Genomic DNA, 13,803 nt, shown 5'->3' on the forward strand with positions numbered 1-13,803 from the left:
CTCTCACTTCGTGTTGACGACTCCGTTGCACGTCTTCGAGATCGTGATCGGGGTGGTGGTGACCGTCGGCGAGGTGTCGACCGAAACCGGGCCGCGCTCCCCCGTGGGGATCGTGCTCGTGTACGACACTGTGCGCGTCTCGTTCTGACCGACGAAGATGCGCATGACCTTACCCTCATGACCGTCTTCGCTGCCGCTGCGGGCACCGTCCCAAGCATCGCCGTACGCGGGGTCCGAACCGGTGATCTTCGATCCCGGCGGCGCGAAGTACATCACGTCGAGCACGAAGTCCTGCCGCGGAATCTCGTACCGCTTGTTGCGGATGCCGAGCTGATAGTTGACCAGCCCCTCGCTCGGGACGCTGTTGGCGAGGGTGATCGAGGTCGTGATGGTTCCGGCATCGACGTCACATGTCACGTTGACCCGCGTCTTCAAGAAGTACTCGAGCTTGCTGTACGCCGAGTCGTTCAGGTAGATGCCCACCTGCGTGGTGGTCTTGTTGTCGGCGGTGATCTTGCCGTCCATACCGAGCTCGGTCGACATCGCTTCTTCAGACTTGTCGGCGAACCATGCCTTGAGCCGGTCTTCCTTGATGGAGAGCTGCAACTGATCGAGCATATCCATGACGTCCCAGTCACCCGACGAGAGCTTCTCGAAGACGCGTGCGGCCACGCTGGAGAAGAAGGCATCCTGCGCGGCGTTGCCCTTGTATCGGGTGTATGCGTCGTACAGGAGCGCCTCGACGACGTTGTCTGAAGTGAGCGTTCGGTTGTCCGCCGTCTTGATCGGGCCGGTGACCTTGAGCATGTGCGAAAGCACGACGGGATCGAGCATGATGACGCCATCGAGGTGCCCCCCGGTGGTCATGTTCCACAGCGAGTCGAAGGCAGCTGCCGTCGTCGGAAAGTTCGGAGTGCGTGTGAAGTTGCCGAATCCTTTGAACGTATCGGCTTCATACAGCGCCTGGGTCTCCTCCGGCGGGAAGATGACCTGGAGGTCGCGGCGGAACGTCCAGGTGCTCGTCTGCTCCTGCAACTTGATGTGGCCGTCGTCAACGCTGACGATCGCCGTCGCCGCGGGAAGGCCACCGGCGGCACGGATCTCGGCGTTGTTCTGGAAGACAAGCATGTAGGTGCGCTTCTCGTCGGCCCCCGCGACAGAGAGGAAGGTAGGGAGGTAATGCTCCACCTGCTCGAGCGCGGGGCCCGCCTCATCCATGATGTCGAAAAGAGAGCCGATCGCGTTGTCTACGACCGGGAGGATATTGGCGCGATCCACACCATCGAGCTTCGCTTTCGCCTCGGCGAAGGTCTTCTTGATCTCGGGCAGGGACTTCGCGGCCTCTTCGATCGGAGCGAGATCGACGCCGCCGCCCGACACCGACATGTCATCGATCTCCAGGGCGCTGAGCATCTTGACGCCCGCGGGGAGTGCGCCCTCGACCACGATGCTCGTCGCCTCCGTCGCCTTGCGCACCGCATCGACGTTCTGCCCCACCAACGGGATGCCGGCGGCGATCTCCCACAGCGGCCCCTGGACAGTGTCCCTCGCGTCACGGGTGAGGGCTGTGATCTTGTCGCCGGCCGCAGTGATCTTGGCCGACTGCCCATTCTTCACGTAGGTCATGATCGACGAGATCTGCGACTTCGCGCCGAGCAGATCGTTCTTCACGGTGATCGCCTGGATCGCGAAGACACCGACGACCACGGCGAACACGCCGAAGACGCCGACGACGACAGATGCGGTGATCCACGGCCAGCGGCGACGAAGCGCCGGGGTCGCGTGATGGCCGGTGCGGCCGACGCGATGGCGTCCGGAGGGGATGGTCTTGGGCACCACCCGAGGATACCGGGGCCACTCTGTGACAGAGCCGAACGGGTGCTATCAGTTCGCATCGTCATCGCGGACGCGGGCACGTCGGCGTTCTCATCGAGTGCTGAGTGTTCTCCTCTAGACTCGTTCTTCGCCCCCGACTCCGAAAGAAGGCCACGTGCGCATGATCACCCTGCGCCGCGTATTGCGAAGAATTGGGTTTCTCCAGCGGTGGCGGTTCGGGCCCTATGCGATGGCTTATGCGGTCTTCGCGCGTCTCACGCGTGTGCGGCCCCACCGCACGGTGTTCCTATCCGACTCGCGGACGGGGTTCACGGGGAACTTCCGCTTCCTGCGCGACGAAATCATCCGCCAGGCACCCGATGCCGAGATCCTCGGCGTGTTCAAACCGAGCCTCAAAGCCATCCGACCGTGGCGTGACGTGTTTCGCCTGCCCTGGCTCGCAGCCACCGCCCAGACCATTGTGCTCGACGACTACTACCCGGTCATCTACTCGTTCCGGATAAGGGACGAGTCACGTCTTCTTCAGGTGTGGCACGCGGCCGGGGCCTTCAAGAGGGTCGGCTACAGTCGGACCGGCCTCCCGGGAGGTCCCACTCCTGGATCGATCAGTCACCGCAATTACACTGATGCCACGGTCAGCAGCGAGAAAGTTCGGCACGACTACGCCGAAGCGTTCGGAATCGACATCGCCAGAGTCCAATCGTTGGGCGTGCCGCGCACCGACATCTTCTTCGACCATGAATTCGTGAATGCCGCATACCAAGACGTGCGAGCGCGCTACGGCATCCCCCCTGAGAAGAGAATCGCGCTGTACGCGCCGACGTTCCGAGGCAATGGCCAGCTCACTGCCACGTTCGACTACGAGAGCGTCGACTGGTGCACGCTCGTCCGCGAACTCGGCGACGACTGGGTCGTCTTGGTGAAGATGCACCCGTTTGTGCGGCCTCTATCGGCCGCGCGGCCGGATGTCGAAGATGTCATCGATGTCACGACCGACCGCGAGATCACACAGCTGCTGATGGCTGCAGATGTCTTGATCACGGACTATTCCTCGACGGTCTTCGAGTACGCGCTGCTCCGGCGCCCGATCGTCTTCTTCTGCCCGGATCTCGAACAGTACACATCAGATCGTGACTTCTACTACCCTTTCCGTGACTACATCACGGGACCGGTGATCGACGATACAGCCGCTCTCGCAACGGCGATTCTCGGTGCCCGCATCGGCGACGACTACGACACCTTCTTGCAGCGCTTCATGGGCGCCTGCGACGGGCATTCGTCCGAGAGGATCACAAGCGAGCTGATCCTGACTCCTCGATCACCAGGTCGCGCCGAGCAGATAGCTCCCGGTGATTCGACACTTGGCCCGACTCGGGCGAGCAGCGCGATGGCTCTGCGACTGCTGGTCGCCCACGCCGCCCGGATCACTCTCCGGATCGCATACGCACCGATGCGCCTTCTCCTGCGACGGCGTCGTAAAGTCGTGATGATCAGCCGCGAGCACACGGCGGTCCCCGACGACTTCGCGGACCTCAGCGCTGCCATCCATCGCGCCGACCCGGCCGTTCAGATCGTGCATCTGGTGCGGATGGTGCCACCCGGTCTCGTCGGCAAGATCGGGTATGCATTCCATATGCTGACTCAGCTTTACCATGTCGCCACGGCGCGCGTTCTCGTCGTCGACACCTATGCGATGGTTGCGAGCCTGCTCCCTCACGGAGGTGGACTCACGGTGGTGCAGATCTGGCACGCACTGGGCGCATTCAAGAAGTTTGGCTTGAGCATCCTCGGGCGCGAGGAAGGACGTGACGCGCGCCTTGCCCGCGCCATGCGCATGCACGAGGGCTACGATATGGTGCTCACCAGCGCGGAGGAGTGCCGACGCCCGTTCGCGGAGGCCTTCGGCACAGACATCGCTAAGACCCGCGTTGCGCCGCTTCCCCGCGTCGACAGGCTGCGTGATCCCGCGCGGAGGGCGCAGGCCCGGGATCGCATCTTCGGGGTGCACCCCCATCTCCGTGAGAGCCGCGTGGCCTTGTTCGCCCCGACCTTCCGCCTTGATGGCACCATCGCTGTGGATGTCAATGCCCTTGCTGAGACGCTCGAGGGACTGGGGATCCATCTGGTGGTGAAGGTCCACCCGCTCATGACGGTGCCGTTCGGACCTGATATCGATACCGCACCGGGATTCACGACCCAACAGCTTCTGCAGATCGCGGATCTGTTCATCACCGACTACTCGTCGGCACTGTACGAAGCAGCCGTCCTCGGAGTACCCAGCTATTTCCTGGCGCCTGACCTCGACGAGTACATAGCGTCGCGAGACTTCTATCTCGACTATCGATCCGAGCTTCCAGGGCCGATCGTTCGCGATCTGCCGGCACTCGCATCGGCGATCAGCGCGTCGCAGAGTACACCTGCGATCGTGGCAGCCTTCGCCGATCGCTGGATCCAGGCGCCGCCGGCTGATTCTACGACGGCGCCCTGTGCAGACGCCATCGCGGGGATTGTGCTGAATGCGATGCGGAACTGACCACCCGTCGGAGTGACGCCGGTCAAAACCTTCTCGACGCTTCTGAATCAGTGCGCCGCGGCGCCGGGCTTCAGCACGGCTTTCACCGTACGGAAGAGAATCAGGATGTCTTGCGTGAACGACCAGTTCTCGATGTAGTACAGGTCCAACCGCAGTGCGTCATCCCACTCCAGCGATGACCTTCCGCTGACCTGCCACAGGCCGCTCATGCCCGGTTTGACGAACAGACGTCGCTGGGCCACATCGTCGTAGAGCGCCACCTCGCCCTCGCGCTGCGGGCGAGGGCCCACCAGGCTCATCTGACCCCACAGCACATTGAACAGCTGCGGCAGCTCGTCGAGCGAGTGGCGGCGGATGACCCGTCCGACTTTCGTGATGCGTGGGTCGTTGGTCACTTTGAACAGCGGTCGCGCGGATTTGCCCTGCAGATCAAGCAGCGAGGACAGCTGGTCGTCGGCACCCGCGACCATCGACCGGAATTTGATCATGCCGAAGGTCTCGCCGCGTCGGCCGACACGCTCCTGCCGGTACAGGATCGGTCCCTTCGAGTCGGTCCGCACAGCCACCGCAACGCCGACCATGACCGGCAGGAACACGATGATCAGCGCCATGGAGGTGACGATGTCGAATATGCGTTTGAGCACGCCGCGGGCGCCCTCGAGCTCGGGGAACGAGACGTGGATGAGCGGCAGACCCGCGACCGGCTGTGCGTGAATCCGCGGGCCGGCGACGTCCGTCAACGCCGGTGCCACGATCCAGTTGATGTCGTTGTCGGCCATCGACCGTCCCAGTCGCTGCAGCGCCTTGGGTTCGAAGTCATCTGACCCTGCGAAGATCAGTGTGTCCGCGCCGAGCTCATCGATGACCCGTTCAGTGTCTTCGTAGCGTCCTTTGATCGGGATGTCGCTCTCGCCCTTGCGCGGAGAACCGGTCTTCGTGACCGCGCCGACGATCGCGTATCCGGTGCCCGAGGTCGACCGGATCGTTCGCACGATGTGAGCAACCTTGGCGGCGTCGCCCAGAACCACGACGTGGTGCACATAACTGCCCTCACGCTGACGTGCGCGCAACCACTGGCGCCATAGCCAACGGGAGAAGACGAGGAGGACGGTTGCGGTCGGCATCGCGATCAGCAGAAGGGCCCGCGAAAAGTCGATGCGAAGGAAGAAGCAGACCACGATGATTCCAGCGAACATGCCGAGTGAGGCACGGACAATACGCTGGTATTCCATGACGCCCTGGCTGACATGGTGCTCATCCCGGCTGTCGACGACGTCCAGCATCACGAGCCACAGCAGCCACACGACGATCAGCGCAACCCAGTAAGGCACCTCGAGCCCGCCTCGCCAGGCGAGACCGTCCGCGGGGTCTGTCAAGAAGATCAGCGCGAAAGCCGCCAAGGTGGCGCCCACCACGATGGCGTCACTGAAGAACAGGCGGTTTGCATAGCGGCGAGGCCAGGGCACCACATCGCGTGTCCGTGTGACGGGAACACGATTGACCACCGATGCGCGCTGTTCCGCGACCGTGCTCATCCCCTGCGCTACCAATATCGCTCCCCCCGGACAAAAGTCACGCCGCCTGTGAATGCACCCCGCGGTATTCTACGACTATTGTCAGGTTCCTGTCAGCCGAGGGCGCAACCGTCATCCACCGTCATCTTCGTGTTGTTGATCATGGGGGTGGACCACACCTCGAGCGGCGTACCGGTGGTGGCGCCGGTGAATGTTGCCGTGACGGTGGCAGTCTCACCGGGTCTGAGAGTCATCTGGAATGGAGCGACGACCCGGCCGAGGTCGACGTTGCCCTGTCGGAAGGGCTTGACGTCGCGGCCGTCGACCTTGACGCTCTTGACCTTCATTCCCGGAGGAGCATAGATGTACACCTGCTTGCTGAAGAACTCCGCTCCATGAAGGTGGCTCTGCACGTACCGCGGCAGCGCGTCGGCCTTCTCTTGCGAGATGTCGAGGAACAGCGTCGTCGTTGCGACGATGGTGTCTGTTCCGCCCGCGCAGGTGCGCGAGACCTTTGCCGAGGTCTTCAGGTAGTAATCGATCTTTGACGCTGAGACATCGCGGTAGTAGACGCCGATCGTTGTCGTCGTGGCGTTGTCGGTCGGCAACTCACCCGACAACCGACCCGAGACGATGGTCTTCTGTATCGTCGGGTCCGCGCTCCAAGCCATGATGTCGCCGTTTTCGACGCTCTCCTGCAGCGCTGTGATCATTGTCTTGAGGTCGAAGTCTGCCGAAGCGATTTTCGAGAACATCGTCGTCGCCACCGCTTCGAAGAACGCGTCGGACTTGACCGCGCCTTCTTTACTGTAGGCGTCCCACCAGGTGTAGGACTGGCTGAGGAGCACCTTCACCGCGTTCTTCGAGTTCATCTTCACCCCACCGATGGTGATGGGGCCGGTGGCACGCAGCATCCGCGCCATCGCGATCGGATCTACCGAGAGAGCGCCGTTGATCTCCTGATTCTTGTCGATGTCTCGTTGCCAGAATGCGATCAGCTGCTGAGCAGCACTCGGCCAATCAGGGCGTGTGACGGCCATGTTCCCGCGCGTGCCATACGTCGATCCGTAGAGGGCCGTCGCCGATGAGGGGATGTCGACGGTGGTGAGCTTCGTGTGAGTGTCGAAATCGGCGCTGCTTGCCTGGGCAGCGATCTTCAGCTGACCCTTGTCTGCGGTGATGAGCGTCTCGGATGCCGAGCTGCCACCGAGCGGCAGCGACTCGGCGTTGTTCTGAAACACGAGAAGATAGTTTTGCTGGCTATGCGTACCGAGCATGCTCGGCATGACAGCGAAAACAGGCGCGGCGACATCCAGCACATCAACGACCTGCTTCACTCCGTCTTCCACGGGACCGATGAGATGGCCGGAGTCGCTGAGCTCCGTCAGATCGGTGTGCAAGGAGGTCACGACTGCGGACTGCGACTCGATGACAGGCAATGCGCGCTGGAGCAACTCCCCCTTGCCGTCAGCCTGCATATCCAGGACGGGTAACGCGACATCATTGGCGAACGTGTCGAGCGTCTCGGCCGCCAGTCTGGTCGCGCGCAGATTGTCTCCCGCAAGAGGGATGGCTTCCGCCAGGCGCCATATCGGGTCACCGGCGACGTTCACTGCCTTCGCGGCGTCGTCCCCCATGGCTTCGATCGCGGTGGACACCTCGCGCCCGTCCTGGATGGCCGACAGCTGGGCCTTTGCCGACTCGAGATCGGCTTTCACCCCGAGGACGCGCACGACCAACCATGCCGCCAGGGCCAGGACGACGACAACGATCGCCAGCAGGACGAGCCGGATGATTGGGAGCCGCCGCCGAGAGCGCCGGTCGCCGGGGTTCGGCAGGAGCGATGCGGAGTCGTCGTCTTCGCGCGCGCGCTCGCGCGCCTTGCGTCGGGTCTCGGAAGGCATGGCCACCATCCTAAGAGACGCAAGCTGAGAATCCTCCCCCGCACCGGCGGTACGCCACCGCGCTTGCCTGCGGTGCACGCTACCGTGGGTAACCGCCCCACATCCCCACGAGAAATGCGAGATTGTTCATGCATCACCGCGGCTTCGGACTGCTGGTCACCGTCTGCATCGCCGCCACGATGATGGCCGGCTGCACTGCGACTCCCACGCCGACCACGACGCCGAAGAGCACATCTTCGCCGACCCCGGCTCAAACTCCAACCAGCACGGCCGATACCGCGGCCCAACGCCAGCCGGTGCGGGTGGCAGCGGCATCGGGAACGATCAGCGATTGGGATGAGGCCGGTGTGCACGCGGTCGGCGAAGTCGGCCCTGCGGTGGGGGCGGCCGCGTCGGGCACGACTTCGGCCATGATCGACGCACCGGTGGTCGCGTCGGGCGGTGTGACGGTGCTCACGACTGATGTGGACGTCAAGGCGGGTTCCTACACCTTCAGCGCGCAGGTGCAACCTTTGACCGAGTCCCTGGCGGCAGGTGCGGTCACCGCGGCGATCGGTGACGTGAATGTCGCCTCCCCTGCTCTGCCTGTGAGCCACTGGACTGAGGTGACCGGATCGATCACTGTGTCATCCGCTTCCAAAGACGGTCAGCTGAAGATCGCATTGACCACTCCCGCCCGCCGTCTGCTCATCGACGACGTCTCACTCACGGACGGAACCGGGAAGGATGTCGTGAAGAACGGGTCGTTCGAGAAGGTGTCTGACACCGAGCTCGTCGACAACTCGTCGTTGATCATGAGTGCGCAATACGCAACGCTCGCCGTGGGCGCGCCGGCCGGCTCTGTGCACTGGACCGCCACACGTCCCGATGGCACAGTCACCGGTGAAGGCACGGTGCAGGCATCCGGATCTCTCACCGCCATCCCGCTCGTCGGCGTTCCTCAGGGCTACTACACGGTCACCGTCAAGGATGCCAAAGACCGCTCGGCGACGACGAGCATCGGGGTGGTCGACACGCCCGCTTATGACGTCCCCCTCGACCCCCGCTTCGGGACGACCATCCATCTCAAGGAAGAGGGTTCCCGTGGGCAGTCTAGGTATGCCGGGCTGCTCGGCGTCGGCACCGTGCGCAGTGACGTTCTCTGGCGGCTGAATGAACTGACCCGCGGCACCTACACGTGGGATAAGCGCTACGAGTCTGAGTTCACACGAGCAGCCGCGAACGGCGTGTTACTCAGTGCCATCGTGAATTACGGCAACGCGATCTACGGAAATGACAAGGTCCCTGCGGGAGCGACCGAGATCGCCGCCTATGGAGAGTATGCGGGCGCTGTGGCCTCACATTACAAGCCGGCCTCGATCGAGATCTTCAACGAGTTCAACCAGGAGCGATTCAACATGAACGCCTGCGGAGTCACGGCGGACTGCTACCTCCCCCTCGTGAAGGCGGTGAGCAAGAACGTGCGCGCCGTCGGCCGAAAGATCGACCTGCTCGCCGGCGCCACCGCGAACTATCCCTCGTCCTGGTTCGAGCGACTGTGGAGCCTCGGCGGCCTCTCGTACGTCGATGGCATGAGCTTCCACCCGTACGAGTCCAACAGCCATCCGGAGACGGTTGCCGCTCTCATCGAAGACGCCCACAAAGTCAGCGCAAAGTACAACGGCGGAGATCCCCTGCCGGTATGGATCACCGAGACAGGAACCTCGTCCAAAACTGGTGGCCGCACCCTTCCCAGCCAGGGACAATTCCTCCTCAAAATCGAGTCCTCGGAGCTTGCCGGCGGTGCCGTCAGCACTATGTGGTACGACCTGAAGAACACAACGTCGAATGCCGCCGATCACGAGGGGAACTTCGGCCTGTACGAATACACACCGCGTGCGAATACCTCGGCATTGGCACCGAAGCCGTCCGGTTTCGACCAGGCGCTGTTGATCGCATCAATCAACGGTCGAGCCGTCGCCGAGACGGCCGACGCCGGTTCAGGGGTGGTTGCACAGTCATTCGGCGATGAGGACAGCCTCGTGTCCGTCGTATGGACATCGAACGGCAAATCCGCCACCGCGACGCTCCCGTCCCAGGACCCTGTCGAGGTCGTCGCGTGGGACGGGACGACGACCGTGGTCCAGCCCGCCGACGGCATTGTCAGTGTCAAGGTATCGGGCGTTCCGGTCATCGTCCGCCCGGCGGCCGCAGACCGTGACCCGGCGACGACCACAGTGCAGAAGCGCTGACCCCGTGGAGGGCGGCTCAGCCGCGCGGCCGCCCCATGCCGTAGTAGGTCCAGCCGGCGTCGCGCCAGGTGCGCACGTCGAGGCAGTTGCGGCCGTCGACGACCGCGCGCGCGTTCACGAGCTCGCCGGCGTGCGCCGGGTCGAGCTCATGACGGTACTCGGGCCATTCGGTGACGACGACGACCACGTCGGCACTGCGCAGCGCCTCATCGAGGTCTTCGGTGTACTGCAGCTGGGGGTGCGCGCGCCGTGCATTCTCGAGCGCTTCGGGATCGGTCACGACGACATCGGCACCAAGCCCGCGCAGGCGCACGGCCACATCGAGGGCCGGCGAGTCGCGAATGTCGTCGCTGTGCGGCTTGAACGCGGCGCCCAGCACGGCAACGCGCTTCTCGAACGCCGAGCCGCCCAGCGCCTCGACGGTCAGCTCGATCGCACGGTCGCGGCGACGCAGGTTGATCGCGTCGACCTCGCGCAAGAAGGCGATCGACTCGCCGCGGCCGAGCTCTTCGGCACGTGCCGAGAACGCCCGGATGTCTTTCGGCAGGCAGCCACCGCCGAAGCCAATACCGGCGCCGAGAAAGCGGCGGCCGATGCGCGCGTCGTATCCGATGGCGTCAGCGAGCTGGGTGACGTCGGCCCCGGTCACCTCGGCAATCTCCGCCATCGCGTTGATGAATGAGATCTTCGTGGCCAAGAAGGCATTCGCCGCAACCTTGACGAGCTCGGCGGTGGCGTAGTCGGTGACGATGAACGGCGTGTCGCTCGCGACCGCCGTGTGGTACACCTCGCGCAAGATCTGGGCGGCTCGCTCACCCTCGGCACCGGCGGGGACCCCGGCCACCAGACGGTCGGGCGCCACCGTGTCTTGCACGGCCCAGCCCTCGCGGAGAAATTCGGGGTTCCACACCAGGGTCGCCCCGGTCGGCGCGACGACCTCGGCCAGGCGGGCTGCCGTGCCGACGGGAACCGTCGACTTCCCGGCGACGATGTCACCCGGACGCAGGTGCGACACCAGCGAGGTGAACGCCGCATCGACATAAGTGAGGTCGGCCCCGTGACCGCCTTGCTGCTGCGGCGTGCCGACACCGACGAAGTGCACCGCTGCCCCCCGCGCAGCCGCCATGTCGCTGCTGAACGTCAGCCGCCCCGAGGCCACACCGTCGGCCAAGATCTCGTTCAACCCCGGCTCGAAGAACGGCGCTTCGCCACGCACAAGGCGGTCGACCTTGGCCTGGTCGACGTCGATCCCGACCACGTCGTGGCCGATCGAAGCCATGGCCGCGGCGTGCACGGCCCCCAGATAACCACAACCGATGACAGAAAGACGCATGGGCTCGAGTTTATCGTCGATCTGTGAGCCCCCTGTGCGGAGTGACACCGTCTTACCGCCGGGAGCACCTGCTCCCCGTAGAATCGTCACCGATGACACCTGTGCCGCTCGTCTCGATCGTGATGCCGGTCTTCAACGACGAGGCGACGGTCGCCGCTGCGATCGAGAGCGCGCTGCACCAGTCACTGCGCGCCGTCGAGGTGATCTGCGTGGACGATGCCTCGACCGACGGCACCGCCGCCATTCTCGCCCGGTTCTGTGAGCGTGATTCCAGAGTGCGGGTGATCACTCACGAGCACACCCGCACCGCGATGCAGGCCCGCCGCACCGGCGTGCTGGCCGCCGCCGCCGCCCACGTGCTGTTCCTCGACGGCGACGATGAGTTGGAGCGGGATGCCGCGCAGCGCGCGCTGGCGACGGCCGATGAGACTGGAGCCGACCTGGTAGCCTTCGGCGTCACGGTCGTCGAGAAGGACGGACGCGTCGGTGGCGCCTATGAGCGCCGGCTGCAGCCTGTGCACGATGCATTGACCGGCACCGCGGTGCTGAGGGGACTTTTCCCCCTGGGCGCGAGGGCGCAGGGACAACTGTGGCGTCATCTCTACAGCACCCGGGTGCTGCGCGATGCTCATGCGTTGCTTCCCGCCGATCTGGCGCTGGCCCGGGTCAATGACCTTCCGTTGATGTTCCTGGTCGCAGCCCTCGCCACGGCGTACGTGTCGATCCCCGACAAGCTGTACCGCTATCACTTCGGCCGCGGTGGCAGCGGGCACCGGGTCGACAGCGTCGAGCGCGCGGTGTTCTACACGTCCGCGATCACGTCCGTCGACAGCATCCACCCCGCCGTGGACGAACTGGCCCGCAGCTGCTCTGACCCGACACTTCTGCGCGATACGTACGCGTCAGTACGCCTGTCGATCATCGGTTACGTCTGCTCGCAGCTGATCGAGAACAGCGACGCGGCCGTTCTCGATGCCGCCCTCGCCCACCTGCACTCGGTAACGCCGGCGCATGACGTCGTGCGGGCGGCGGTGCGCTTCTACCCATCCACGCTGTCGACACTGCGGTTCCACACGCATCGGCAGGCCATCGGCGATCGCGCCGTGCGCAACGTGCTGCTGGCCACGTCGGTGCTGCGCACGGGCGGGGTGTCGGCGGTGATCGCATCGCAGGCGCGCTATCTGCGCGATGCGGGCTTCACCGTGACGGTGGCTGCTCGCAGCACCGGTAGCGACACCGGCCTGCTGCCCGACGGCACGGGATTCGTCGAGCTGACGGCGATCGACCGTGCCGGCAAGCTTGCCCAGTGGTCAAAGATCTGCCATGACCACGCGATCGATGTCGTGATCGACCACCAAGTCCTCTACATGGACGCCTGGCCCGAGTTCGCCCTCGCTGCGCGTGCCGAAGATGCAGCGACGGTCGGTTGGCTGCACAACTTCGTCGGCCGACCGGTGTATGACGGCAACGACCGCCTCACGCTGATCGAGCGCTGCAGCACCACGCTCGCGCAGCTGGTCGTGCTCTCGCCGCTTGATGTCGCCTACTTCAAGCTGCGCGGCCTCGATCACGTCGCACACGTGCCGAATCCCCCGTCCCCGCTCCTGACGCGCTCAGCAGCGCCGGCACCGAAGTCGTCGCCCACCGGCCGCATCGAGCTGGTCTGGTGGGGGCGACTCGAGCAGCGCACCAAACAGGTCTCCGAGCTGATCGAGGTGGGCGTGCAGCTTCGCCATTTGGGTGTCGACTTCCACCTCACCGCGATCGGCCCCGCGTGGGACGGCCTCACTGCCAAGAAGTTCAACGCGCGCGCCCGCAGGCGCGGTGTCGGCGGGCTTGTCGAGGCGGTCGGACCGCGCCACGGCGCACAGTTGCTCGCGGCGATCGATGCCGCCGACGCCTTCGTGTCGACGAGCATCATCGAGGGCTACCAGCTCACGATCGCCGAGGCCCAGTCGCGGGGGCTCCCCGTGTTCATGTACGAGCTGCCGTGGCTCACCCTCGTGCAGAACAACGACGGTGTCGTGTCGGTCGCGCAGGGTGACGCCGCGGGTCTGGCGCAGCAGATCGCCGAAGTGCTGAGCGACCCTCTGCGCTATCGACAGCTTTCAACGGCATCCGTGGACGCTGCACAGCGTGAGCTCTCATACGACTTCTCACGCCTCTACCACGGCGTGGTCACGGACACATTGCCGCCGGAGTCCTCGCCTGAACCGACCCTCGCCGACGCGAAACGACTGCTGGGTCTGCTGGTCTTCTTCGCCGCACGATCGCATCAGGCGGCACGTCGCGTCGACTCAGCCAATGAGTCGGCATGGGGCGCGCGGCTGTGGCACTCGGCTGCGCCCCTCGGCCGCAACGCTCTCAGGCAGCTTCCGGGTCTGCAACCGCTCGCTCACCGCGCAAAGAAGTGGTTGGGCGTGCGGTAACAAGAGCTCGCCTCCTGGCCTCC

Annotated in this window: 7 protein-coding genes; 3 read left to right on the forward strand and 4 right to left on the reverse strand. The window is 64.6% G+C overall.

The features are described 5' to 3' along the window. Positions 1-3 precede the first annotated feature (3 nt). Positions 4-1,836 carry a DUF4012 domain-containing protein gene (locus tag ABMQ42_RS04935; protein WP_349721742.1) on the reverse strand — a complete coding sequence of 611 codons (1,833 nt, stop codon included), beginning with the start codon at positions 1,834-1,836 and terminating at the stop codon, positions 4-6. Positions 1,837-1,996: 160 nt separating this feature from the next. On the opposite strand from ABMQ42_RS04935, the gene ABMQ42_RS04940 reads away from it, so the two are divergent. Continuing rightward, positions 1,997-4,369 carry a CDP-glycerol glycerophosphotransferase family protein gene (locus tag ABMQ42_RS04940; protein ID WP_349722081.1) on the forward strand — a complete coding sequence of 791 codons (2,373 nt, stop codon included), beginning with the start codon at positions 1,997-1,999 and terminating at the stop codon, positions 4,367-4,369. Between the two features lie 47 nt (positions 4,370-4,416). Here the strand turns inward: ABMQ42_RS04940 and ABMQ42_RS04945 are convergent, their stop codons facing one another. Continuing rightward, positions 4,417-5,904, reverse strand: a complete 1,488-nt coding sequence (locus ABMQ42_RS04945; protein WP_349721743.1) for a sugar transferase — start codon at positions 5,902-5,904, stop codon at positions 4,417-4,419. Between the two features lie 92 nt (positions 5,905-5,996). After that, positions 5,997-7,787, reverse strand: coding sequence for a DUF4012 domain-containing protein (locus tag ABMQ42_RS04950; protein WP_349721744.1), 1,791 nt, complete (start codon positions 7,785-7,787; stop codon positions 5,997-5,999). Between the two features lie 128 nt (positions 7,788-7,915). Between ABMQ42_RS04950 and ABMQ42_RS04955 the strand changes: the two genes are divergently transcribed. Next, entirely contained in the window at positions 7,916-10,018 is a 2,103-nt protein-coding gene (locus ABMQ42_RS04955) for a hypothetical protein (protein ID WP_349721745.1), read from the forward strand. A gap of 16 nt (positions 10,019-10,034) precedes the next feature. Here the strand turns inward: ABMQ42_RS04955 and ABMQ42_RS04960 are convergent, their stop codons facing one another. Then, positions 10,035-11,351 (reverse strand): UDP-glucose dehydrogenase family protein, encoded by a 1,317-nt coding sequence (locus tag ABMQ42_RS04960; RefSeq protein WP_349721746.1) that lies wholly within the window; start codon positions 11,349-11,351, stop codon positions 10,035-10,037. Positions 11,352-11,443: 92 nt separating this feature from the next. Between ABMQ42_RS04960 and ABMQ42_RS04965 the strand changes: the two genes are divergently transcribed. Next, positions 11,444-13,780 (forward strand): glycosyltransferase, encoded by a 2,337-nt coding sequence (locus ABMQ42_RS04965; RefSeq protein WP_349721747.1) that lies wholly within the window; start codon positions 11,444-11,446, stop codon positions 13,778-13,780. Positions 13,781-13,803: the final 23 nt, after the last annotated feature.

The sequence above is a fragment of the Microbacterium sp. KR10-403 genome (assembly GCF_040196215.1).
Taxonomy (GTDB): domain Bacteria; phylum Actinomycetota; class Actinomycetes; order Actinomycetales; family Microbacteriaceae; genus Microbacterium.